Below are 24,362 nucleotides of genomic sequence, written 5' to 3'. Positions count from 1 at the left end.
TCAACTCCTGATGACTTCCAGAGCGGTCCAGGCGTCGAGGGCCGCGAGTTCGCGCCCGACCTGGCGCCCGTTGATCGACGTGCCGTGTTCCACGAGCAGCACGTCGTACATCTGCTCGATCTGCTGCCGTTGTGCTGCCCTGGCACTCGGCACCAGCCAGGTGCCCGGCACCCGGTAACCGGCCGGGTGGATGACGAACGACGAACAGGGTGTCAGTTCACTGGGGCCGACTGGTTCAGCGTCGCGGAAGACCCACCGGTCGGCGGGCAGATCGACGTCAAGCGAACCGGCGATGTGCCGAACGCCTCGCCGGATCAGGGCGAGTGCGAGGGTCGACGCCACCCGCTCGTGGTCGTCTGTGGTCAGCAGGATCAAACCGTCATGGGCTCCGGAGGCGGCAGCCAGGCGTGCCAGATCCGCAGTGGCGTCGCGGGCCAGCGGCCAAGACTGCGGCAGCCCAGGAGACGAATCCTCCGAAGGAGCTGTTCCATCACGCCGGCATCCGGGGCACCTGCCGCACGGTGCCGTCGGGGCCGTGCCCTCTGCAGCACGACCGAACAGGCCGAACACTCGATCGGAAGCCTTGTAGTAGCGAGCGATACCCTCGCACGCCCTGATTGACAGTGAGGCGACCGCCTTAGCGGCGTCCAACGATTGCCGAGACCGCATCATCTCCGTTGCTTGCCACTTCTGCCACGTCTCGGTCCAGAACGTCGCGGCACGCAGGTCGCCGCGACGCAGTTCGACCGCCACCCAGTCGGACGGTTCGTCGACGCTCGCCGCCAATTCCGCGCGTTCCTCGAAGTCGGACTGAACACGTGTGCATGCATCCAGTTCGACCAGTGCCTGGACCACTTGAGCGTTCCACCGCCGGTTGTAGGAACCCCGCGCGACGCCGCGGCTGCCCTCCAAGTCGACGAACGTCTTGCCGGAATGCGTCCGCCTGTGTCCCCAGAGGTCGTTCCAGCGGTCCTGGGCGGTTGGAGGGCTGAGGACCTTGGTCGTCAGATTGCCCGCTTCGGCCTCGTCCTTCGGTGCGGTGATCAGGAGACCTGCCGAGACGTGACCGTCTCTACCACCGCGCCCCAGTTCCTGGTACCAGCGGTCGACCGTCTCGGGGAGACAGGCGTGGACCACGGTACGGATGTGGGGGTAGTCGATCCCGAGTCCGAACGCCGAAGTGGCGACAACCAGGTCGATCGACGCAGGGGAGTGCTCCGTGTTCCGCAAGCCTTCCAGCACAAGCATCCTGTCCTCGGCGCTGGTCTGCCCGGTCACCGTGGCGAGGCGGCGATAGCCGTGTTCCCTTAGCCGGGCCGCCCACTGCTCGGCGATCTCCGGTGAGGTGAGGTACAGCACCGCCGGGCGCGGCAAGCGCGCGAGTGCCTCAAGCACGCGGTCCTGTCGGACCTGCTCGTCATCAGCGGCCGAGATCCACAACTCGGGCTCCGCACGCAACGCGTTCGCGGCGATGAGGGTGCACGGTCCGGGCTCGCTGAACAGGAAATGCAGGTCCTCGAGCTCGTACGAACCGAGTGTCGCGCTGAGGAGTAAAGTCGTGGGTTCCGGGTGCTCGCGTTCGGCCGCACGTCGCAGGAGGTCACGCCGCAAGTCGGCCAATGTGCGGAATTCTGGCCTGAAGTCGCGCCCCCACTGGGTGACCAGATGCGCTTCGTCGATCACCAGGCCGCCGAGCCGACCGGTCTTCGCGGCGTCGAGCAGCAGTTCGCGCAACGATCGGGTCATCGATTCGGGTGAAGTCACGAGCAGCGGCTGCCGTCCCTCGCGCACCCGGGACTTGAACACTTCTCGTGTCTCGGCGGGGGTGTCGCCCGTCCAAGCGAACTTGAATGCTGACTTGTCGACCGCCGGATTGCGCCTGGCGTAGTGCTCCCTGAACCGGCGTTCGAAGTCGTACGCCAACGCGACCGTCGGTACGACCACCAGCGTCAGGGAATTCTTCCGCTGGTCCGCGAGGCACAGGGCGACCTCGGTCTTGCCGGAACCGGTGGGTAGCATCGCGATGATCGTGCTACCCGCGGGTGCCGAGACCACTGCGCGGCACGCTGCACGTTGCCCTGGTGTGCGGTAGTACGCGTAACCCGTGCACCGCTCGAAGAACGGATCCGCGATCAGTTCGCTGCTGCGGAATCTCCTCCCGGCTTCGATACCGGCGGCTGCCGCCGCGTCCGGTGTACCCGGACCCAACCAACCCGGTTCCCAGGGATCTGCCGACCACCTGTCCGGTGTGTCCTCTCGTAGGAGCACCGCGTCCCGTACGCAGCGGAGGCGGGTGGAGATCACCGCGGCCGTCGTGACCCGCACGTCGCGCCGGTCTCGAAGCGACCAGCGTCGAAGCAGGTGACGCACCAACACCCCGAGATCCAGGTCGCTCACCCCGTCGGACGTGATGGCGTGTGCCAACCTGGCGTGCAGGTCGTCCCGGAATGCGACGGGTTCCGTTCCCTCCGGGTCTCGAAGCAGACGCAGCAGGATCTCATCGGCGTCCTCCTCGGTATGCCGGATCACAGCGCCGGCCAGAGCACGACGGCCCCACATGCGACGATGGATACTGCGGGTTCCCGTACTCCGCCGAGCAAAGCCGCGCCGAGTTCCTCTTCGCGGCGCAGCTCCTGCAACGCGCCCTGACGTTCGGTCGCGAACGGGAGCCGTTGTGATCGCGTCGTGAGGACCGCACGCCGTCGCTCGGTCTCCTCATGTGCTCGTTCGACTGCCGCCACCGGAGCGGTCGTCAACGCGGGCGTGGCCCGCAAGCTGTCCCAGGCCGCTTCAGCGCTTGCCTCGCACAACACCCTCCAGTCGGGTAGTTCGGCCAGCACTTGAGTCCACTCCCTTCCCTTGAGCAGGCGGTCCGAACCGCCTTCGTAGGGCTTCTCCAGCACTTCGAGCAGGGTGTGGTCGGCGGGACCGGCGCTATCGGTCCAGGTGCGCTCGATGACGGGGGGCAACAGGGCATCGCCTCGTCGACGCAGGCGACGACGTACTGCCTCGCTCTCCGCTTGTAGGCGGGATGCGTCGAACTCCACGAGGAAATCGCACGACAGCCAGAGCGTGGGCACTTTGACCTCGCGATACGGGCGTACGACGGCCCGGGCACGGCCGCGCTCGTCGATGCGGAGGTACTCCTCGAGCCAGTCGATCAGCGGGTCACCGAGCCGCAGCGGTGCGATTCCGCTATGGCTCGTCGCCACGGCTCGGGCGTATGCGCGTCGGCGCTTGAGCAACGGCAGGACCTGGATGGCAACGTCCTGGGAGACACCGAAGATCGACCTGCCTGCCGAACCGTCGAATTCGACGACTCCGGTGGCGGGGTGCTCGACCGGACGCAGGTCCAAGCCACCCCGCATGGACGTCAATCGGGTGAACGCCTCCTTGAGCGAACGGGAGTCCTCTTCCTCCTCCCGGAGTTCCGCTACGCCGGCCGGGTCGAAATCTGAAGCGACGGTGACGGATTCCAGTTCTTCCAGCAGGTCTACGTCCGTCTCCTCGTCCTTCAGGCTCTCCCGGAGAGCCATGAGGTCCATCTCGAACGCCAGGCTGCCCTTCGACGGCAGATCGCGGGCCAACTCGCCCAAGATCTCACTTAGTTTCTGCTGCAAGGTGGCGACCGAGGTGCTGAAGATGCCGATGCCGTCCCGCAGTAGACGCAGGTGGGACGTCAACCATTCGCTGTTCGGCTCCGTCACCACCAGTACGTTCGCCCGTTCTCCCGACCTGCTGGCGAACCTGTCGAGGCGTCCGATCCGCTGTTCCAGGCGGTTCGGGTCCAAGGGGAGGTCGAGGTTCAGCAGGACATGCGCGTCTTGAAGGTTGCGTCCCTCTTCCACCGTGTGGTCGCCGACGAGCACGCGACCACCGTGAGAAGCCAGGAAGTGCTCCACGTCCTGTTCACGGTCGGCTGGCGACATCGAACCGAGATGCCCGCCCACCTGCTTAGGCCACCGTGATCGAGCCGCCTGGATGAACTCCTGTGCGATGTCCGTCGACGTCACGACGACAACCACCTTGAGCCCATCCCGCAATGCGTTCTCCACCAGGTCCAGCGCGAGAGCGGTGCGTGCCCCGGTGCCGATCAGTTCGAGTTCCGCTGTCGTGGTGCGGAACAGGGCTCGGTGGTGCTCCGGCACGAAGAGATCGCTGCTCTCCGGGGCACTCAACCTGCGGTCCAGGTATCGGAGCAACGCGCGTGGTCCACCCAGGCCGGAGACCACGGCACGACCGAACACGGTCGGGTCGGACCCCTGGTCGAGCAGGTCCCGGTATTGGTCGAGGAACTCGTCCACGACATCACGAGCCGGGTCGTCGAGAGGGATGAACGTCGTCTCGCGACCGGTGACCGGGTACTCCACGGTCGCGTCGGTGTTGCGCCGGTGGCGGATGATGCGTCGGCTGATGCGGTAAGTCTCCCGCACGTAGTTGACCAGCTTCGACCAGGCGGGATCGTCGGGTTCCGCGGCGACGCGGCAGGAGTCCACCAAGTGGACCAGGACCGGGTCGTTGCCGTGTGCGGTACTCAATTCGTCCAGCACCCCGGAACGCAGCAGGAGACCGGCCCGGCTCGAGGTGAGCACCTCAAGGCTCGTCGCTTCCCTCTCGCGTGCCCGCATGCGCTCCCGGAAGGCATCGACAGCGTCGCGCGGGAACGCGGTGGAGTCGATCAAGTGCAGTAGTTCAAGGAGAATACGGGGGTCTCCTCGCATGGGAGTGGCGGACAGCAGCAGAAGCCCTCGTGTGGCGAGCAACGCCGTCCGGAGCATCGGCGTCCGGTCAAGGTGCGGTATCAGGCGGTGTGCTTCGTCCACCACGACCACCGCATGAGCACGCAGGTCACCCTCTGCGCACAACTGCTCGTGAGCGATCAACCGGATTCGACCTCGGGACAGAGCTGTGCCCAGCAGGAAGCGGTCGCGCAGTTCGCCGCGCCACTGTTGTAGCAACGATGTCGGCACCGCCACCAATGAAGTGGCCCTTGCGTCGTCGAGGAGTAGTTGACGGAGGATCAGACCCGCTTCGACTGTCTTGCCGAGACCGACTTCGTCGGCCAGGAGGTATCGAAGCACAGGATCGGACAGGACCCTGGCCACGGTGTCGAGTTGGTGTGGGTAGAACTCGACCGGTGCGGACAGGACTGCGGTGAACCCTCGGGAGGTCTGGCGTTGGCGCAGTAACTCGTCGCGGAAATCCCGCCGAGCTTCGTAGTACTCGGGTGAGTCGCAGAAGCCGTTGGCCAACGCCTCGACCGGATCGGCGAGGGGGCGGTTCCACCGCACGACGAAGCGATCGCCCGTCAGCTTGACGTCATGCGGGATACCGGGAACCCGCACGTGGTACGCGTTGAACCCCGCCGGGGCGGTGATCTCCGCGGCGTGCCACCCGTAGGGGTCACCCTTCAACCAAACGCGGGTGCCCTTGGGTACCTGCACCACGTCCAGGTGTTCGAAGGGAACGATCACCCGCTTCTCGCGGACCCTCGGTACGTCGGTGTACACGACCAAGGCGCCATCCGGTCGCTTCTCCGTGCAAAAACCGAAGCCGTAATCGTTGGCCCGGGACCGCACCCACCGGCGAACGTACCTCTCCGGCGAGGAATGCTTGTTCAACAATCGAAGGCTCGCAATGCTCAATACGTCGTACCGGTGTTCCGGCTTGGCCCGCTTGAACTGAATGGCACATCCGGTGGAACGGTCCTCCGTCCTCCGGTCGCGTATCGACCATGCTGATCGATTTGTGCAATTTGCGCACCGCAATATTGCGGCCTGTCGCGGCGTGGTCGACCTAAGAGAATGGCGTGGTGTGCACCGGACCTCGTGCCCGGCCGATCATGCACGGTGTTGCCACCTCCGATCCATGGGCCCTGCATGGAGTCTGGACTCCATCCCCTACTGTTTCGTCGAGGTAGCTTCCATCGTTACACCATCGCGATCCGAGGGTTGATCCGACCGACTGCTCGTGGTCGGTGCGCCGGTCTACCCGTGGCCGGTCAGGTGTTCGTGCTCGCCCCGGTCACTCGTGGGTCGGCCGGTGCTGTGCGCCTGAGAGTCGAACGACGATCGGCGTCATGTCCGGTAACGAGGGAGCGACGCGACGGAAGAACGGTGCGAGAAGCAAACCAGTTCATCGCACCGCTCTTCCGATCGGCTCGTTGTCGGAACCGGTGTCGGAGTCCTTCGGCATGGACTACCGCGTGTGCTTGCGCAACAACTTCAACAGGTGCGTGGTCAGTTGGCGGACGTCATTCGGAGTGTTCTGGAGGTTGTTCCAACGCCGTTCGCCGTCACTGAAGTTCCACGTTCCGGACATCCACGCCACGTGGGGGCGCAGGCTTTCGAGTATCTCGCGGAGTTCCACGGTTTTCACCCCTTCGGCCGGTACGTCGTCCGTCAGGGTATCCATGACGAAGCCGAGCGACTGGATGCCGACACCGTGGGTGAGGCGCGACTGGCGGGGCGGCTTGCTCCACTCCTCGGGGAACACCTCGCGCACGACTGACCAGAAACCGATCAGGTGGCTGAGCATCCGGTCTACGTCACCGGAGCCGTCGACGGGGTTGCGGTACTGGTAGAGCGCTCCCTCGAAGAGGCTGTGCTCGACCATTTTGAGGACGCTGTTGTCCTTGATGTAGCCGTCCGGGGCGGTCGGCGACGCGATGATACGGAAGAACGGGCTGCGGCGACTGCCGTTCAGGCGGGTCATCAACTGGGCGGGCAGACGCCGGCGCACGTAGGAGTCCGGCAGGTGGCCGGTGGTGTCGGGCAGCAGTTCGTAGATGAGGCCCTTCGGCAACGCCCTCGTGGAGTTGACCAGGATAAACTGCGAGCGCTGCTCCTGTTCCGAGTCGGTGATGAACCCGACGACCGCGATGGGGAACTCGGCGAGGTCGGCATCGCGGATCGCGGCACTGCGCTGCTGGCCGTCGACGAGCCAGGCGGGTTTCTCGGCCTCGGAGAGGCTTTCGTCCACCGGGATGACGAGCTCCCCGGGCACCGAGTAGTCGACCGTGTCCGAGGGGATCATCAAGGACGGGGTGAACTGCACGCGTTCGTCGAAGGCAACGACGATCGCGTTGGGCAGCATCGCCCCGCCCGACTCGAGGTACTTGCGAATACCGCGGATGTGGCTGAGCACCTCCGGACGCTGGTAGCCGTGCAACTGTTCGCCATCGTCACGGCGGATGCGCGACACCGCTGCGAAGCTGTGCAGCTTCTTGCCGTCGACGGCGAAGCAGTAGATCCGTCGACGCCCCTGCCGGACCTCGAGGGCAGGGAGTCGCAGGGTGTACCTGTCAGCCACTATCTCTCCTAGTTGAGGGAACGAACTCACCGCGGGCCGGTCGCGGGGTGACTTTGCGCATCTTGGCTTCCAGAACGGCCAGGTTGTGGAACCCACGCCGCTTGTTGCGCTCCGTACCTCGGAAGATCGCTATCTCGATACCGTGCTCCCTGCACAACGCGCAAGGGCAGGACTTCCAGGGGCGCGCCTCCAGCGTTCTGCGGTACTGGACGAGGTAGCTCTTCTTCTTCGCAGGGTTATCCCCCAGCACGAGCGCCTCGTAAGCGGTCAAGGCAGTCATGACGTCTTCGAGGTCTACGGCGCCCTGGTCGTACCCCCGCAGGGCGCTCAGACACTCCCGCTCGGCGAGGATAGCGTCGCGTTGCGACACCGCTCCCGACAGGATCGACCGCTTCAGCGCCGGGTTGCCGTCGACCTGGGGAACCCGCACGGCCGTATAGGCACCGTCGGCGGTGTGGTAGTTGTTCCGCTCGTCCATGAACGACTGCCGAAAAGCGGATGTACTGTCGAAGCTGGTCACCCCGAGTTCGGCGAAGCGCTCCATGCTATCCACCCTGGTGATCCCGAGGAGGTGCAACTGCGTTTCCGGTCGCAGGATGGTCGAGATCTCCTCCAGGCACGCCACGATCTCGTGGGTCTTGAGCGGCACCATGCCACCGAGCGCGACCCTGCGGTACCCCATCTCCTGCAAGCGGGCCACGCTGTCGGCGTAGCTGGCGGGGCTCCACCCCTGTGCGGCGCCGACCGGTTCGACGAGGCTGTCCCGTTCCTGCACGGCGGCGAGGAACTTTTCCGCCAGGTCCAGGGAGATGTGCCGCCGTTTCGCCCAGGCGGGGTCCACGTCGTCCTCGCCCGCCTCCGGGATGTACCCGAAGATGACGTGGTCGATGCTGACGCCCGAGTCGAACCCGCATTCGTCGTAGAAGTCGAGGACCTCGTCGACCGAGTAGGGCGGATACTCCTCGTCAGCGTAGTTGAAGGCGCCGCAGTCGCCGAGGCTCGCGGTGCCCGACGGCAGCCTGAAGAACTTACGCACTCCCAGGCGGTAGAGCCTGGCGCGCTGCGGTGCGGTGTACTTGCCCGCTCCCTTTACCGAGCCGTCGACGATCGCCTTGCTGACGAGGACACCGTCGTAGGGAGACGGTGTGACCACTTCGTGTGCGTACACGTCGTCGCGCTGGCGAACCCGCGTGGGCAGGTACTCGTCGTTGAGAAAGTCGTACGTCGGGCTGACCAGGTCTTGGCTGTCGGGGAAGTAGAACTTCACGACGCGTTCACCCGAGACTTGACGTAGACGCGGATGATGAAGTTGGACAGGACGCTGATGTGTCGCGGAGTGTTCTGGAGTTCGTTCCAGGCGATGTTCAACTCACCCCACCGCCCCTTGGTCCAGTGACAGTGGTCCGCGATCAACGTCAGTTCCCTCCTCATCTGCTCGACGACATCCGTCGCTTCCAGGTCCACGTTCGGGACGATCTTGTCCATGAGTCGCCCCATGGCCCTGATCCCGACACCGTGCATCAGCCTGCTCTTGGTCGGCGGCAGACCCCAAGCTTCGGGAAAGGTGTGCTGCACGGCGGTCCAGTAGGAGACCAGGATCTTGCGTATCGCACCCGTGTCTATGGTGCTGTTCGACAGGTTGCGATAGAGGAACAAGATGCCAGCGGACGAGTTGAGGGACTCTTCGACCGCGGCTGTGAGGCTGTTGTCGGTGACGACGGCGGTGCCGCGCTGTTCGGGACTGGTCGACGGCCGCTTGATCAACCCGCGGAAAGGCGAATCCGAATCCTGGTTGAGCATGGTGACCAGGGCGGACGGCAACTTGCGTGCGGACAGCTTCGCGGGCAGGGCCGTGCCCACCTCGGGCAGCAGTTCCGACACGAGGTTGGCGGGCAGCGGGGACACCGTGTTCACCCGCAGGAACTGGTCGCGCTGGGTGGCGATGTCCTCGGCCACGAACCCGGCGACCGTCACGGGCAGGCGTGTCCTCTTCGTCCGTGCGAGGGCCAGGCTCCGCTGCTGGCCGTCCACGATCCATGCCGGGCGCGGCTCGTCCGGGGTCTGCGGGAGGGGGATCTCGATCGTGCCGCTGATAGCCAATTTGTCGGAGGCTGCTGGACCGGGGCTGGACCGGAAACGGACGGAGTTCGGCAGGGCCATGATCAAACCATTGGGGAACAGTACCTCGTCGCCATCGAGGTACTCGAGGATCTGGTTCACGTGCTGCTTCTTCTCCGGGCGCTGGTAACCAATCAGTCGACCCGCATCGTCCCGGGAGATCCGCGCCACGTCGGCGATCAGGGCGACTTCCTCGGCCGCGAGGGTGAAGATGTAGAGGGGGATCGTCGGGTGCTGGAGTACCTTCAACGCCCTGCGCTTGAGGTTCACCGCTCTCCCATCGTCTCGGAGTAGAGGTTGGCGAACCTCTTCTGCTCGCAAGCCCTGCCGCTTTCTCTGAGCAACCGGTGCAACCTGGTCCGTGAGACGCCGGGTTGCTCGGCTGCTGAAGCCCGGATGAAGTCCTTGACCTCCGCGTCCGTCATGGGCGTGCGGTTGTAGGTCTCGCGGTGTGCCGAACGCTCGACCCAGCGTGTCCACGACTCCGTCGTGGCAGGTGAGGTGAGTACACCGTCCTCGCAGTGGGCCAGCCAGGAAACGGCCATCCGCGCGTTCAGCCCGGTGAGGGTACCGCCCAGCGCTTTGCGAAGCGATCCGTTGGCTGGTACGCGCTGCACACCGGAGATGTCTTCGGTCCCGCCGACCAGCAGCGCATCGGTGCCCGCTTGGCCGAGTTCGCGCAGTTCCGTTGTCAGGACACTTCCGTAGACCTCGGACAACACCAGGAGCATGGGGCCGCGGGAGCCCAGTTCTGCCAGGGTCGATGTGCCCATGCGTTCCTGGAGTTCTCTCCACCACAGCCGCCGGTCGACACCGGTCGGCGCGACGCTGTCCTCGTGGCCGGCGTTGAAGGTTGCCGCGTATGTCGGGAACGAGGCGGTCACAGGCTGCAGGCCCAGTCCTGCGGACACGACCCACAGTTCGGCCGTGAACCCCGCTCGGGCTGCCGCATCGACCACGGCGTGCGCCTGGAGCCAGTGCTCACCCTTGTAAAGACCGCTCAGGGGAGTGCGGTGCGTCTCGGCATGGATCCGGTCCGTCCACGTTCCGAGCCGACTGCTCACCGTGCCCGTCGGGAGGGAGCTCACACGAAGAGCCGGAGGCGGGACGAACATCTTACGGTCCGTGCAGGTCACTATCACGGATAGTTTCTTCACGCCTCGCTGGCTCCCTTGGGCCCTAACTCGCATCCGATGCGGTTTACTCTACAACCTAGTTAGCTCGGTATGATCTTGCCCAGCTGTCCACCAATTGAAGGGTGACGTCGATGGAACGACCGGCGATCGTACTGCTCAGCGGCGGTCTCGACTCGACGACGGTACTGGCCATAGCGAAGGACCAGGGTTTCACCCCGTACGCGCTGAGCTTCCGGTACGGACAGCGCCACAGTGTGGAGTTGGAAGCTGCCGCGCGCGTCGCCGAGGCGCTCGGCGCGGCCGGGCACGTGGTCGCCGACGTCCCCATCGGGATCTTCGGCGGCTCCGCGCTCACGGCGGACATCGCCGTGCCGAAGCACGACAGCGTCGACGAGGTTGATGCCGACAGTATCCCCGTTACCTACGTGCCGGCTCGCAACCTGATCTTCCTCTCGTTCGCGGTCGCGTACGCGGAGACCGCTGGTGCCACCGACATCTTCACCGGAGTCACAGCGGTCGACTACAGCGGTTACCCGGACTGCCGACCCGAGTTCATGGACTCGTTCGAGGAAACGGCCAACCGCGGCACCCGGATGGGCGTCGAGGGCGAGTCCCGCATCCGCCTCCACTCCCCGCTGATCACCCTGTCGAAGGCGGACATCATCCTTGAGGGCCTCCGCCTCGGGGTCGACTACTCGATCACCTCAAGCTGCTACGACCCCGACGAGCAAGGACGGGCGTGCGGTCGCTGTGACACCTGTCTGCTGCGGCTTAAGGGATTCTCCGAGGCTGGTGTCGCCGATCCTGTGACGTACCGAAGCGCGAGCGCATGACCTACCTCATCAAGGAAATTTTCTTCACCTTGCAGGGAGAAGGCAGCCACGCCGGCCGCCCGGCTGTCTTCTGCCGGTTCTCCCGGTGCAACCTCTGGACCGGCTTGGAGAAGGATCGGTACCGGGCGATCTGCAAGTTCTGCGATACGGATTTCGTCGGTACGGACGGCACCGGGGGCGGGCGGTTCGCCACGCCCGACGAGCTGGCCGAGGCGGTCGAACGGGCATGGCCGTCGGATGCCAGGGACAACCGCTTCGTGGTGTGCACAGGCGGGGAACCGCTGTTGCAGTTGGACGCGGCCGCCGTCGACGCCTTCCACGTCCGGGGCTTCGAGGTCGCCGTGGAGACGAACGGGACCCGCGTCCCCCCGGCTGGGATCGACTGGCTCTGTGTCAGCCCGAAGATCGGAGCTGACCTGGTGGTGACCTCGGGTGATGAGCTGAAGTTGGTCTACCCGCAGGTCGGCGGCGATCCGGCGCAGTTCGAGCACCTGGACTTCCGCTCGTTCCGGCTCCAGCCCCTCGACGACCGGGAGCGGGAGAGCCACACCCGGGCGGCGGTGGAGTACTGCATGAAGAACCCGCGCTGGTCGTTGTCCCTGCAGACACACAAGTACCTGGGGATCCGTTGATGGAGATCTTCCGAGAGTTCACCTTCGAGGCCGCTCACCGGCTTCCCGAAGTGCCGGAGGGGCACAAGTGTGCTCGTCTCCACGGCCACTCCTACCGCGTGACTGTGCACGTGGAGGGGCCCGTCGACGAACGCGCCGGTTGGGTGATGGACTTCGGTGACCTGAAGACCGCGTTCAAGCCTCTCGAGGAACAACTCGACCACCACTACCTGAACGAGGTGGAGGGGTTGGAGAACCCCACGAGCGAGAACCTGGCGGTGTGGATCTGGGACTGCCTGTCGCCGGAACTGCCCACGTTGTCCGCTGTGACGGTGCGTGAGACCTGCACTTCCGGGTGCACTTATCGGGGGCGGTGACGTGCACGACATCCAGGCCGAGGTGGACCGCCGGGGGATCGAGGTCGACCAGGTCGGCATAGCCGGCTTGCGGTACCCGGTGGTGTTCGACGATGGCGTCACGAGTCAGCGGAGCATCGCCGAGGTGTCGGTCACCGTCCGGCTCCAAGCGGACCGTCGGGGCACGCATATGAGTCGGATGGTCTCACTCGTCCATGAACGCTTGCAGGCCTTCGATCCGCGGGACATGGCCCAGGTGTTGAAGGCGGGCGCCGACGAGCTGGACGCGCCCGGTGTCTCGGTGTCCTTGAGCATGCCGATCTCGGAGGTGACGTCCGCGCCGACGAGCGGGTTGGAGTCCGTGTCGGTCCACGACGTCGATGTGACCGGCACCTGGCAGGACGGCTCCTGCCGGGTGACCACGGCGGTGACGTCGGAGGTCACGAGCCTGTGCCCGTGCTCGAAGAGCATCTCCGACTACGGTGCGCACAACCAGCGCAGCAAGGTCACCCTGTCGGTCACCGGTCGTGGGGACGACCTGTACCCCCTGCCGGTGCTGGACGCGGTCGGGATCATCCGCGGCAGCGGGTCGGCCCCAGTGGTTCCGCTGGTCAAGCGCGTCGACGAGCGCACGCTAACGATGCAGGCCTACGACCACCCGGTGTTCGTCGAGGACATGGCGCGTGACATCTCCCTCGCATGTCGCACCCGCGGATTGGTCCACGAAGTCAGGGTGCGCAACCTCGAAAGCATCCACAGCCACGACGCCGTGGCCGTGATCACCGGATGACGGCGCACCGTCAATCGCTTCGTGCTGCAGGGTCGAGCGCGAATCCGTCACTCAGAAGTCGGCCGACCGGCCTGTATCGAAAGAAGGTCCTTTGAAGAAGATCACTCCGAGCGGGGTGATCCTGCTCGCCGCCTACGTCGCCACCATCCCCTTGGCGAACCTCGTCGTGACCCATTTCGGTGCCGTTCCGGTCGGTTTCGGCTTCATCGCGCCCGCAGCTGTCTACTTTGCCGGGTTGGCTCTGGTCCTCCGGGACCTGGCCCGTGAGAGCGCTGGACGAGGAGCGGTCCTGGCCGCCATCGTGGTAGGTACCGTCCTTTCCTACCTCCTGGCCGACTCCGCACTCGCCACCGCTTCGGCCGCTGCGTTCATCGTGGCTGAACTCCTGGACTTCGCGGTGTACGAACCGCTGCGGAAACGCGGCCTCATCGTCGCCGTGGTCGGTTCGAACATCGTCGGCCTGTTGGCGGACAGCCTCATCTTCCTCAAGCTGGCTTTCGGCTCCTTCGAGTTCCTGCCGGGGCAGATCATCGGCAAAACGTGGATGACTGTTGCCGCGGTTGCCATCCTTGTGCTGCTCGGTCGCAGGAGGACGCTGACCTGACATGCTCAGTAACCAGCCTGTCGCGGTGGTGCATCCAGCGATCACGCAGGTGCGCCAACGTCGGGTCCGCCGTTCATGGGATCAGTCTCGGTCTGAGGCTGAGGCAACGTGCGCACGTTTCCGCCCTCCAATCGGCGGATCCTAGCGCGGAGCCGCTCGAGTTCCGCCTGTTGGTGCTCGTTGTCGACTACCAAGGCGGCGATCTCGTGCTTGAGTACACGCACCAACTCTTCGAGTTCCGCCTTCTCGGCGCGGAGTCTCGTGATCTTCGCAGCTTGCTTGTCGCGCTGCTGGGTGAGCTTGCCGACCACCGTCACCGCGGGCGGAGCCGGGGCATCGGAACCGGCGGCCCGACGCTTGAACTCCGTCAGTAGGCTGGTGTCGGCCTTCCAGAGAGTGGAGTAGCCGACACTGGCCTCTTTGGCGAGGTTGGTGTAGGTGAGCTTGCCGTCGCATCGGGTCGGTTCGCCGTTGAGCAGGCGCTCCATTGCGGCGCGGATCTTCTTGTCGGTGGCGGCGCTGACACTCACGTGCTCTCCTGTCCCTCAGCGCTCTGGAGACGGTCCAGGATGCCTTGCCAAGCCTTGCGCTGCCGCAGTAGCACTTGCCGCTGGACATCGTTGAGCTTCTTGTCCTTCAGGTGCTCGTCGACCTCGGTGACCATGCGCCGCCAGGGTTCGCGGTGTTTCTCGGTCTGGCAGGCGTTGACGCAATTCGCGGGCTGGCAGGCGTCCAGGATCGGCAGAACGCGCTTGGCCTTGCTGCTGCTCTCCGAGAGGCACACCGCCTTGTCCAAGTTGGCCTCGTCGAACGCGCAGTCGGCCAGCACGCCAACCCGATAGGTGCGGGCCATCCCGCGCAGCATCTCCCGCACCCGCGCACGATCCGCGCGTCGGACAGGGGAATCGCCCAGCTCAGCGCGGACCTTGGCGAAGTCGGATTTCAGCCGCGGTGCCGCTCCGCCGGTGAACGGCCTGCCGAGTAGGTCGTCTTCGTAACGCTCCACGATGTCGTCGAGCTGGGCTTCGGCGCGCTCCTTCTCCACTTCGGCGCGGAATCCCGACTCGCTGGTGCCAGCGTACCCCTCGAAGATAGCCACTGACGTCTGCTGGTACTGGATCTTGCCAGCGACCAGGCCGAACGGCTGGCGGGCGATGTGCCAGGCCAGCGTGCGCCGGAACTGTCGGGTGGTGAACCACCACGCCTCGGTGGTCGTCTCTCCGTCGATGCTCTTCTGGGTCACTGGTGGGATCGGCAGCAGCCCGGTGCGCCCCGCGAGCGTGTTCACGTGCTCCGCAAAGTCGTTGATCATCTGCACGATCTCACTGGCCGGGACCTGGCTGCTGTGTCCGGGCCTGATGAACAGCGACTCCTGGTCGGTGAGGGTCTCTAGGATCTCGATGGCGCGCGCTACCTCGGGCAGCACCACCCAGGTTGCGCGTCTACGTTCCCTGCGGCGGCCTTTGACCACCCAACCTCGGAGCTTGTGGCGGATCAGTACGCCGTCGCCGCTGGGCTCGGTGAAATGGCAGCTGCGCTCAAGGCCCTGCACCTCGCTGTCGCGCATCCCGGACAGGTAGGCAACGACGATGTAGCAGGCGGCCAGCAGGTGTTTGGACTCCTCCGTGATTCGCTTGGAGTCGAACGGCTCCCGCCAAGGCAGGCCGGTGTCCTCGCACACCGTGATCGGAGTGTCGTACCCTCCTGGCTCCAAGCCCAACTCGTCCACTCCGTCCTGGATGAGCTTGAGAACCTTCTCGTGACCGCGTTTGCGCGGCATGTAGACACTGCGGTCGAGACCGGCGAGTCGGCATAGCAGGGTCACGTTGACATTGCGGTCGACTCCCTGCACGCGCCACCTGGCGGCAGGGTAGTCCGGCCGGCGCCCAGGCATGCCCCGGCCGTCGGCGCGTCGACGAGCGATGAACTCGGTCAGCCGCTCAATGGCCGCTCCAGCTGTGTAGACCAGCTTCCGAGAACGCAGGAGTTGGTGTTCGTCGCGGGCAGCCAGGATGTTCTCCGCTGCGGTATCGAGGTAGAACAGCGCCCACCGCAGCAGGGCACCGATGACAGGCTCAGGAATCCTCTGGGTTGCGTTCTCGTCGTTCTGCTTGGCCTTGCACACTTGGGTCGCCCGCCGGGCTCCCCACAGGACACTCTTGATCTCGGGAGCCGACAACTTCACACGTGCCCGGTGCGCAGGCCTTTTACTGCTCCTAACAGAATCGCTGGACGTGTCGGTAGCAGATGATGCAGGTGGCGAGGCCGAGGAAGGCTTCGTGGATGTCGTCGCGGCGTTCCCAGCGGATGCGCAGGCGTCTCATACCGTGGTACCAGGCGATCGTGCGCTCTACCACCCACCTGACCGTGCCCAGTCCGGAGCCGTGGGGTTGGCCGCGGCGGGCGATCCGCGTGCCGATTCCCCTGGCGCGCAGGCGCCTGCGGTACTTGTCGTGGTCGTAGGCGCGGTCGGCGTAGACCGTTCTCGGGCGTCGACGGGGACGCCCCCGTCTGCCGCGCACGTTCGGTACCGCGTCCAGCAGCGGTTCCACCTGGGTGACGTCGTTGCGGTTGCCGCCGGTCAGGATCACCGCGAGCGGGATGCCGCCGCCGTCGGTCAGGACGTGGTGCTTGGAGCCCGGTCGGGCGCGGTCGACCGGGGCTCGGACCGCTTTTGGGCCGCGACGCGCGGCCCGGACGTGCGAGGAGTCGATCGCCGCGCGGTCCCAGTCCAGCCTTCCCGCGGAGTGCAGTTCGGCGAGCAGTACCTCGTGCAGCCTGGACCACACGCCCGCCTCGTTCCAGTCGCGCAACCGCCGCCAGCAGGTCATACCGGAGCCGAATCCCAGCTCCTGCGGCAGGAACTCCCACTGGATCCCGGTGTGCAGCACGAACAGGATCCCGCACAGCACCTGACGATCCGGCACCCGCTTACGGCCAGGGTTGCGGGTCCTGCGCGGCACCACCGGCAACAACGGCTCGATCCGCTCCCACAGATCGTCCGGGACGATCCACGGCGGCGACTCACCCCTCCTCACGACCCAAAATGATCCACAACGGACACACTCGATGCCACCGCGTTGATCATTTTGTTAGGAACAGTTAGCCGGACGCACCCGCGTCCAGCCGCACGGCGCGTCCAGCCGAACGCACGCCCGCCGGTCCGCGAATTGCGGACTGGCGGGTAAGCCGTTTGGGTGCGTGGCAGGGTGGATTCGGCGATATACGCTGACTCCCCCGTCATCGGACCTGGGAAGGCGCGCTGTGCGAAGACGAAGACCCGGTCCACCAGTCCTGGTCCTGTTGGCTTCCCTGGCGTTGACGGGCTGCGCCGAGGAAAGCCCCCTGCCGAAGCCCGTCGTCGCGGCGTTGAGTTCCACCGCCGTTTCCTCCTCGGCCGCGCATCTCGCGGCCCAGCCGCTCGCCGGGCACGCCGGTGGTGAGGTCCGGCTCAGTGGTGAGGGTTATCCCGCGCACGGTCGAGTGGTGTTCACCTTCCACGGTTTGCAGGTCGGCGACACGACCGCGGACGCGGTCGGCCGGTTCGTCGAGGTCCCGGTGCGGGTGCCGGACACGTTCCGAGACTCCGCTCCCGGCACGCAGTTCACCATCGGTGCCACGTCCGGTCCGGTCTACGCCGAGACGCCGTTCGTCCTCACCCGGTAGAGCTCGTCCAGCACCTCGTCCCGGCGCAGCGCGAACCGGGCCGCCAGGTGGTCGGCCAGCCGCGCCACCTCGGGCACCTCGGGACCCTCGCCCTCGAACTCGGCCAGGTCCACGTACGCCTTGAGCAACCCTGCCTCGATCCGGCCTGGGTAGATGCGGCCGTTGCTCCAGCGGTAGAACGCGATGCCCTCGCGCATGTTCGACTCGTCGCCGTTGAGCACGAACCCGGCCGCCGCGCCCCGGTCCTGGGCCGCGTGCACGATGTCGGCGCCCGCCGAGCACCAGGTGCGGGACAGACCGACGATCTCCGCCGCGCCTTGCAGGTAGTCCAACGCGGTCGGCAGGGTGAACGACGACGACAACGCGGAGCCGCACACGAACACGAACGGCAGGTGTTCCGGGTAGCCCTCCTCCCGCGCGTCGGTCAACGCGGCCAGCGCGTGCGCCCGCCCGGCGTCGTGGCCGCCGGCGAAGTCGTCCTCCCCGATCTGGTGGTACAGCAGCACGAGCCGGCCCTCGGCCCGGTGCTTGGCCAGCGCTCCGGGGCGGTGGCTGACGCACCTCGGGTTGCCGGGGTAGCCGATGTGGCGGATCAGGAACCGCAGGTCGTACCCGCCGGCGCGGGTGTACTCGGCCAGCTCCCACGGCATCAGCTCGCGTGCGGCGTAGTCGGCGCCGTAAGCAGTGACGGTCGGCACGATCACCTCCAGGAGTTACCTCCGGTAGTACGAGGTTTAGCCCTGGGTAGTTCAAACCGGCGGCGCGTGCGCGGGGTGCACCGGCGTCGGCAAGGTCGGCTGTTGAGTGATGTGGGATATTGTTTGATGTGCGTTTGATCGGCGTTTGATCAGGGGAGGTGGGCGGAGGATGCCCGTGCTGGCCCAGGTGGATCTCAGGCTCGACGCCGGACCGCTGGACTACACCTTGCTGGCGGTCTACTTCGTGTTCGTGCTGGGTATCGGCTTCCTCGCCCGCAGATCGGTCTCCTCCAGCCTGGACTTCCTGCTCTCCGGCCGCTCGCTGCCCGCGTGGGTGACGGGTCTGGCGTTCATCTCCGCCAACCTCGGCGCCATCGAACTGCTCGGCATGGCGGCCAACGGCGCGCAGTACGGCATGGCGACGGTGCACTACTACTGGATCGGCGCGATCCCGGCCATGGTGTTCCTCGGCCTGGTGATGATGCCGTTCTACTACGGCTCCAAGGTGCGCAGCGTCCCCGAGTTCCTGCGCCGCCGCTTCGGCAAGGGCGCGCACCTGGTCAACGCGATCAGCTTCGCCGCGGCCCAGGTGCTGATCGCGGGCGTGAACCTGTACGCGCTGGCGTTCCTGCTCAACCTCATGCTCGGCTGGCCGATCCCGTTCTCGGTGGTCGCCGCCGCGCTGATCGTGCTCGCGTACACCACGTTGGGTGGGCTGTCCGCGGCCATCTACAACGAGGTGCTGCAGTTCTTCGTCATCGTGGCCGCGCTGCTGCCGCTCACCATCGTCGGCCTGCACAAGGTCGGCGGCTGGCAGGGCCTGGTGGACAAGGTCACCGGCGGTCCTGGTGGGTCCGAGCAGCTGTCGGCGTGGCCGGCGACCGAGTTGACGGGGATTCAGAACCCGGTGCTCAGCGTGATCGGCATCGTGTTCGGGCTCGGGTTCGTGTTGTCGTTCGGGTATTGGACGACGAACTTCGCCGAAGTGCAGCGTGCTTTGTCGGCCAAGAGCATGTCCGCCGCCCGGCGCACGCCGATCATCGGCGCGTACCCCAAGATGCTGATCCCGTTCGTGATCATCATCCCGGGCGTCATCGCCGCGCTGATCGTGCCGGAGATGGCGGCGCTCAAGGCCGGTGACGACAGTTCCGGTGTGGTCTACAACAACGCGCTACCGGCGTTGATCGGCGAGTTGCTGCCCAACGGGATGCTGGGCATCGCGATCACGGGCCTGCTGGCGTCGTTCATGGCGGGTGTCGCGGCGAACGTGTCGTCGTTCAACACGGTGTTCACCTACGACCTGTGGCAGGACTACATCCGCAAGGACCGCCCGGACGAGTACTACCTGCGGGTCGGGCGACTGGCCACGATCGGCGGCACGGTGGTCGCCATCGGGACCGCGTTCCTGGCCGCTGGGTACGGCAACATCATGGACTACATCCAGGCGCTGTTCTCGTTCTTCAACGCGCCGCTGTTCGCCACGTTCATCCTGGCCATGTTCTGGAAGCGGATGTCGGCGGCGGCGGGCTGGTCGGGCCTGGTCGCGGGCACGCTCGGCGCGGTGGCGGTGTTCGTGCTCGCCGAGACCGGCGTGCTCGACCTGCCGGGCCAGGGCGCCAGCTTCCTCGGCGCGGGCGTGGCGTTCGTGGTCGACATCGTGGTCAGCGTGGCGGTCACCTCGTTCACCCGGCCGGTGCCGGAGGAACGGCTGGTCGGGCTGGTCTACAGCCTGACGCCCAAGGAGGACCGGCGGCACTCCACCACGGGCGAGGACGCCGGGTGGTACCGGTCGCCGCTGCTGCTGGGTGTCGGCGTGCTGGTGCTGACCTTCGTGCTCAACATCGTCTTCGGCTGAGGGAGGTCTGGGTCGTCATGGCGCACAAGGCCGGTCTGTTCGACCTGCGACTGGTGATCGCGGTGCTGTTCGGCATCTACGGGGTGGTGTTGGTGGTGGTCGGACTCGGCTTCACCGACGAGTCCGACCTGGGTAAAGCGGACGGGCTCAACATCAACCTGTGGTCCGGTGTCGGCATGATCGCGTTGTCGGCGGTGTTCACCGTGTGGGCGACCGTGCGGCCCGTCATCATGCCCGACGCGTCGGCGCTCGATGAGTCAGAGCGGGATGTGTCGGCGCCGGATGAGAAGGCCTAACGCCTCGGGTAGACCGGGTTGAACGCCTCGACGGTCCAGGCGTCGAGCCAGCGGACGGCGCGTCGGATGCGGTTGCGCATTCGATGTTCCTCTCGTTGGGTTCAGCAGGGTCACCAGGTTCAGCGCGTTGATCTTCTGAATCGTTCCCGAAGGCCGTCGTGAGGACTGACACAGGGTTCCGGCCACGAATGGCTCAGGCGGTCGCTACCGTGCACGTCGTGCCCCGTCTCGTCGCCGTCCTGAGCGCGATCCTCCTGTTGGCCGGCTGCGCCGGGGCGGATCTGACCAAGCAGCGGTTCCCGCGCACCACCATCCCGGCCAACGCGGAGAACGTCGCCGACCCGTCCGGGACGGGTCAGAACACGCCGTCGCCGGACGGCCAGCCGGTCGACCCGGCGTTCGCGCCGGACAAGCTGCGCCTGACCGACCCGTGCGAGCTGCTCGACGAGGACGTGCTCAAGCGGTTGGGCACGCCGGGCGACGAGTCGCGCAGCGGGTTCAGCCGGTGCTCCAACTTCATGAAGGACAAGGCGGGCAAGGACCTCGCGGTCACCGTCGAACTCGGCCAGACCATGACCAGCGAACTCCAGAAAGCAGACCGGCAGCTGGCCGGTCTGCGCAGCTACGAGCAGACCCTGGAGAACAGCGCCTGCTTCGTCTCGGTGATCACCCAGGAGAAGCCGGGCCTGGGCATCACGGTGCAGATCGGCTACAAGGACGGCGACGCGTGCACGCCCGGACGGGTGGTGGCCGAGTCGGTGGTCGAGCAGGTCAAGGCGCGCGCGGCGACCCGGACGCCCGCCAAGGGGTCTTTGATCACGATCGATCCGTGCGCGTTGCCGGACAAGGCGGCGATCGACGCCGGGGCGGGCGCCGATGCCAGGGTGTACCCGTATGGGCTGCACAACTGCGCCTGGGTGGGGGACGACCGCGAGCTGTCGCTGGGCTTCCGTGAGACGTTCATCCCCGAGGACCGCGAGTTCGACGCCAACCAGACCGAGGTCGACCTGGGCGGCGGGGTCAAGGGGTACCAGGTGCAGAGCAGCACGGCGTTCCCGGCGTGTGAGGTGAAGTGGGTGCAGTTGGTCGGCGACGACAACGACGGCGAGCTGGTCGAGGTGAAGTCCGCCGGGCCGAAGACCAGCCAGTTCGACCGGTGCGCGACGGCTGTGACGTTCGCCAGGACGGTGGTCGGGAAGATCCCGAAGAGCTGAACGGGGGCTGACACCACCCCCAGTTGCCATTACTGTCCAGTAACACCCGCGTTGTGCTTGTGCTTGGAGGGCTCGATGACGCAGACCGCTCCCACCACTCCTGCGCGGGCCGACGACGGGCAGCGGCGGTTCGCCTCGCTCGACCCCCGCACGGGTGAAATCATCGCCCACCATCCGGTGGCGTCGGAAGCCGACGTGCGCGAGGCGGTGCGGGTGGCGCGGGACGCGGCGGCGTTCTGGGCCGAGTTGGGCTTTGACGGCAGGCGCGCTCGGCTGGACGCGTGGCGGCGGCTGCTCGTGAAACGGCTGGACGAGTTCCAGGCGCTGATCAGTGCGGAGACCGGCAAGTCCGCTGACGACGCGCGGACCGAGCTGGCGCTGGTCATCGACCACTTGCACTGGGCGGCCAAGCACGCTTCGAAGGTGTTGGGCAAGCGCAAGGTCTCGTCGGGGATGCTGATGTACAACCACGCGGCGACGCTGGAGTACCGGCCGCTGGGTGTGGTTGGCGTGATCGGGCCGTGGAATTATCCGGCGTTTACGCCCATGGGGTCTATTGCGTATGCGTTGGCTGCGGGGAACACGGTGGTGTTCAAGCCGTCCGAGTACACGCCTGGGGTGGGTGTGTTTCTCGGCTCGACGTTTGCCGAGGTAGTGCCTGAGTTCCCGGTGTTGCAGGTGGTTACCGGGTTTGGTGAGACCGGTGCGGCGTTGTGCACTTCGGGAGTCGACAAGCTGGCGTTTACCGGCTCTACGCCTACAGGTAAGAAGATCATGGCGGCGTGTGCGGCTACGTTGACGCCGGTGTTGTTGGAGTGCGGCGGTAAAGATCCGATGATCGTGGCCGAGGACGCCGATGTGCGGGCGGCGGCTGAGGGTGCGGTGTGGGGCGGGATTTTTAACGCCGGGCAGACTTGTGCTGGTGTGGAGCGGGTTTATGTGGCCGACGCGGTTTACGACGAGTTCATTGCGTTGGTGACGGAGAAGGCGGGGAAGTTGCGGCCTGGTGGTGAGGCGACGGCTGATTTTGGGCCGATCACCATGCCCAAGCAGGTGGAGATCATCCAGTCGCACGTTGCCGACGCGTTGGAGCGTGGGGGGCGAGCGGTTGTGGGTGGGCTGGAGTCGATCCGGCCGCCGTATGTGGAGCCGGTGGTGCTGGTGGACGTGCCTGCGGATTCGACGGCGTCTACTGAGGAGACGTTCGGGCCGACGCTGGTGGTCAACCGGGTTGCGGATGCCGATGAGGGGGTTCGGCAGGCCAACTCGCTCGCGTACGGGTTGGGCGCGACGGTGTTCTCGCGCAACCGGGGTGAGGAGCTGGCGGACAAGCTTCGGTGCGGGATGGTGGCGGTTAATGCGGTGCTGGCTTATGCGTCGGTGCCTGGGCTGCCGTTCGGCGGGGTTGGGGACTCCGGGTTTGGGCGGATTCACGGGGATGATGGGCTGCGTGAGTTCACTTACGCGCATTCGGTGACGCGTAAGCGGTTTGGGGCGTTGCTCAATCCGATGACGTATGACCGTGGGTCTCGGACGATTCGGCGCGTTTTGCGGCTGGTTCGTTTTCTTTACGGGCGGTAGCTCAAGTCCGGCTCGATTTGACATGAGGCCCTTACGGCCGGCCTAAGGCACCCGAACCCATGTCAAATCGAGCCTCGTCGGCCCCCGGCGGTTTGGTGTGGGGTGCGGGGGATTTGGTGGACTCGTTGGCCTGCGGCGGTTTGGGTCCGGTGCCAACTTTTTGTCGACGTCAGATGAGTGGCTGGCCTTGGTCAGCTGCTCGTCAGGGTCTGCTCAAGGTCGTTCAAGACCTTCTCGGCGGCCAGTACGCCTAGGCCTAGGAACCAGGTCTCGTCGGCGACGGGCTTGGCGTGGCCGGCCTTGACTGCGCTCAGCGTCTGCCACAGGGGGCCGCCGAGGACCTGGTCTTGGGCGGTCTTGGTCTGGTCGCCGTAGGTGCCGATGAGGATCCAGTCGGCGTCGGCTTGGGCGATCTGTTCGGTGCTGACCTCTACGGCTAGGTCGTCTGCCTGGCTGGCCTGGGGTTGGGGGATGCCTGCGTCGATCAGGATCGTGCCGATGAACGACTTCTTGGCGTAGAGCCTGGTCCTGCCGGGCATGAAGCGGAGCATGGTGACGGTGGGGCGCTTGCCCGCCTTTTGCTCGATGTTCTCGCCGACCTGCTTGGCGTGGGTTTCGTAGTCGGTGATCAGCTTCTCGGCCTCGGCGGTCTTGTCCAGGGCGGCTGCGTTGAGGCGGAAGTTTTCCTTCCAGGTGTAGCCGGGGCGGGCGGCGAAGACGGTGGGGGCGATCTCCGAGAGCTTGGGGTACTGCTGTTCGGCGCGTAGTTGCGAGCCGATGATCAGGTCTGGCTGGAGCTTGGCGATCGTTTCCAGGTTGAGGCTGGTGATGCCGCCTACGTTCTCCGGGGTGCCCGCTTTGTCGCCGACGTAGGACGGCATGGTGGGGGCGCCGTCGGGGAAGGCGACGCCGACTGGCTTGATGCCCAGTGCGACCACGTTGTCCAGTTCGCCGCCGTCTAGGACGACTACGCGTTCCGGGCGTTTTTCGAGGGTTGTTTCGCCCAAGGCGTGCTTGATCGTGCGGGGGAACTGGCCTGGCTTGGCGTCGGTGCCGAAGCCGGCGCTCTTCTCGCCTGCTTGGCCGAACTCGGAGCCGCCTTGGGCGACTGCGGGCTTGTCGGTCGGGGTGTCGGACTGGCCGCAGGCGGTGAGGGTTAGTGCGGCGGTGAGCAGGACCGCGATCCTGGTGGTAGACACTCTGGTGATCCTCCACTACTCCAGGTCACTGACCTGCTGTTATTAGGGTTGCCTCACCATAGCTTCCGCTTTCCGGGTCGATCGTGGAGGAGTA

21 protein-coding genes are annotated in these 24,362 nt (G+C 66.0%); 10 read left to right on the top strand and 11 right to left on the bottom strand.

The genetic code is table 11. From position 1 onward, the window contains the following. The 6 genes from dpdF to ALI22I_RS33430 form a co-directional block, all read right to left on the bottom strand. Complete coding sequence (gene dpdF / locus ALI22I_RS33455; RefSeq protein ID WP_083752210.1) at positions 1-2,559, bottom strand: protein DpdF; 2,559 nt, start codon at positions 2,557-2,559, stop codon at positions 1-3. Continuing rightward, on the bottom strand, positions 2,526-5,579 hold the full coding sequence (gene dpdE / locus ALI22I_RS33450) for a protein DpdE (protein WP_274523024.1): 3,054 nt from the start codon (positions 5,577-5,579) through the stop codon (positions 2,526-2,528). Before dpdE ends, dpdF begins: the two co-directional genes overlap by 34 nt. A 619-nt stretch (positions 5,580-6,198) precedes the next feature. After that, complete coding sequence (gene dbpB, locus ALI22I_RS33445) at positions 6,199-7,311, bottom strand: DGQHR domain-containing protein DpdB (RefSeq protein ID WP_077009556.1); 1,113 nt, start codon at positions 7,309-7,311, stop codon at positions 6,199-6,201. Then, positions 7,304-8,578 (bottom strand): tRNA-guanine transglycosylase DpdA, encoded by a 1,275-nt coding sequence (gene dpdA, locus ALI22I_RS33440; RefSeq protein ID WP_077009555.1) that lies wholly within the window; start codon positions 8,576-8,578, stop codon positions 7,304-7,306. The genes dbpB (ALI22I_RS33445) and dpdA overlap by 8 nt, the downstream gene beginning before the upstream one ends. Beyond that, positions 8,575-9,699: a DGQHR domain-containing protein DpdB gene (gene dbpB, locus ALI22I_RS33435; protein WP_179118447.1), complete on the bottom strand. Its 1,125-nt coding sequence runs from the start codon at positions 9,697-9,699 to the stop codon at positions 8,575-8,577. The genes dpdA and dbpB (ALI22I_RS33435) overlap by 4 nt, the downstream gene beginning before the upstream one ends. Next, positions 9,696-10,619, bottom strand: coding sequence for a hypothetical protein (locus ALI22I_RS33430; RefSeq protein WP_179118446.1), 924 nt, complete (start codon positions 10,617-10,619; stop codon positions 9,696-9,698). The genes dbpB (ALI22I_RS33435) and ALI22I_RS33430 overlap by 4 nt, the downstream gene beginning before the upstream one ends. A 77-nt stretch (positions 10,620-10,696) precedes the next feature. Here ALI22I_RS33430 and queC point away from each other — a divergent pair, with 77 nt between their 5' ends. The 5 genes from queC to ALI22I_RS33405 all read left to right on the top strand — a co-directional run bounded on the left by queC (position 10,697) and on the right by ALI22I_RS33405 (position 13,759). Next, entirely contained in the window at positions 10,697-11,398 is a 702-nt protein-coding gene (gene queC, locus ALI22I_RS33425; RefSeq protein WP_077010117.1) for a 7-cyano-7-deazaguanine synthase QueC, read from the top strand. Next, on the top strand, positions 11,395-12,030 hold the full coding sequence (gene queE, locus ALI22I_RS33420; protein WP_077009552.1) for a 7-carboxy-7-deazaguanine synthase: 636 nt from the start codon (positions 11,395-11,397) through the stop codon (positions 12,028-12,030). The genes queC and queE overlap by 4 nt, the downstream gene beginning before the upstream one ends. Then, a complete protein-coding gene (gene queD, locus ALI22I_RS33415) occupies positions 12,030-12,386 on the top strand; it encodes a 6-carboxytetrahydropterin synthase QueD (RefSeq protein ID WP_077009551.1) in 357 nt (118 codons plus the stop codon). The genes queE and queD overlap by 1 nt, the downstream gene beginning before the upstream one ends. 1 nt (position 12,387) lies before the next feature. Then, a complete protein-coding gene (locus ALI22I_RS33410; RefSeq protein ID WP_077009550.1) occupies positions 12,388-13,155 on the top strand; it encodes a GTP cyclohydrolase I FolE2 in 768 nt (255 codons plus the stop codon). Between the two features lie 115 nt (positions 13,156-13,270). Beyond that, positions 13,271-13,759, top strand: coding sequence for a VUT family protein (locus tag ALI22I_RS33405; protein ID WP_202971132.1), 489 nt, complete (start codon positions 13,271-13,273; stop codon positions 13,757-13,759). Between the two features lie 41 nt (positions 13,760-13,800). Here ALI22I_RS33405 and ALI22I_RS33400 read toward each other — a convergent pair whose 3' ends face one another. The 3 genes from ALI22I_RS33400 to ALI22I_RS33390 all read right to left on the bottom strand — a co-directional run bounded on the left by ALI22I_RS33400 (position 13,801) and on the right by ALI22I_RS33390 (position 16,770). Then, a complete protein-coding gene (locus ALI22I_RS33400) occupies positions 13,801-14,289 on the bottom strand; it encodes a TMF family protein (RefSeq protein WP_077009548.1) in 489 nt (162 codons plus the stop codon). Continuing rightward, the gene (locus tag ALI22I_RS33395) at positions 14,286-15,884 is read right to left on the bottom strand and encodes a hypothetical protein (protein ID WP_143532570.1); all 1,599 of its coding nucleotides are present in this window, start codon (positions 15,882-15,884) and stop codon (positions 14,286-14,288) included. The genes ALI22I_RS33400 and ALI22I_RS33395 overlap by 4 nt, the downstream gene beginning before the upstream one ends. Positions 15,885-15,975: 91 nt before the next feature. Continuing rightward, positions 15,976-16,770: an IS5 family transposase gene (locus tag ALI22I_RS33390; protein ID WP_077010116.1), complete on the bottom strand. Its 795-nt coding sequence runs from the start codon at positions 16,768-16,770 to the stop codon at positions 15,976-15,978. A gap of 253 nt (positions 16,771-17,023) precedes the next feature. On the opposite strand from ALI22I_RS33390, the gene ALI22I_RS33385 reads away from it, so the two are divergent. Then, positions 17,024-17,425: a hypothetical protein gene (locus ALI22I_RS33385; RefSeq protein WP_143532568.1), complete on the top strand. Its 402-nt coding sequence runs from the start codon at positions 17,024-17,026 to the stop codon at positions 17,423-17,425. Here the strand turns inward: ALI22I_RS33385 and ALI22I_RS33380 are convergent. Then, complete coding sequence (locus tag ALI22I_RS33380; RefSeq protein ID WP_143532567.1) at positions 17,392-18,123, bottom strand: hypothetical protein; 732 nt, start codon at positions 18,121-18,123, stop codon at positions 17,392-17,394. The genes ALI22I_RS33385 and ALI22I_RS33380 overlap by 34 nt on opposite strands. Positions 18,124-18,292: 169 nt before the next feature. Between ALI22I_RS33380 and ALI22I_RS33375 the strand changes: the two genes are divergently transcribed. The 4 genes from ALI22I_RS33375 (at position 18,293) to ALI22I_RS33360 (ending at position 23,069) form a co-directional block, all read left to right on the top strand. Further along, the gene (locus ALI22I_RS33375) at positions 18,293-19,978 is read left to right on the top strand and encodes a sodium:solute symporter family protein (protein WP_077009544.1); all 1,686 of its coding nucleotides are present in this window, start codon (positions 18,293-18,295) and stop codon (positions 19,976-19,978) included. Between the two features lie 17 nt (positions 19,979-19,995). Further along, the gene (locus ALI22I_RS33370; protein ID WP_077009543.1) at positions 19,996-20,274 is read left to right on the top strand and encodes a hypothetical protein; all 279 of its coding nucleotides are present in this window, start codon (positions 19,996-19,998) and stop codon (positions 20,272-20,274) included. 218 nt (positions 20,275-20,492) lie between these two features. Continuing rightward, positions 20,493-21,488: a hypothetical protein gene (locus ALI22I_RS33365; RefSeq protein WP_143532566.1), complete on the top strand. Its 996-nt coding sequence runs from the start codon at positions 20,493-20,495 to the stop codon at positions 21,486-21,488. 75 nt (positions 21,489-21,563) lie between these two features. Then, entirely contained in the window at positions 21,564-23,069 is a 1,506-nt protein-coding gene (locus tag ALI22I_RS33360; protein ID WP_077010115.1) for an aldehyde dehydrogenase family protein, read from the top strand. Between the two features lie 191 nt (positions 23,070-23,260). Here ALI22I_RS33360 and ALI22I_RS33355 read toward each other — a convergent pair whose 3' ends face one another. Then, positions 23,261-24,268, bottom strand: a complete 1,008-nt coding sequence (locus tag ALI22I_RS33355) for an ABC transporter substrate-binding protein (protein ID WP_238598714.1) — start codon at positions 24,266-24,268, stop codon at positions 23,261-23,263. Positions 24,269-24,362 lie beyond the last annotated feature (94 nt).

It is taken from the genome of Saccharothrix sp. ALI-22-I (assembly GCF_001984175.1).
GTDB lineage: Bacteria > Actinomycetota > Actinomycetes > Mycobacteriales > Pseudonocardiaceae > Actinosynnema.
Note: the sequence above shows the minus strand (reverse complement) of the source record. Positions and strands in the feature narration are given on the sequence as shown.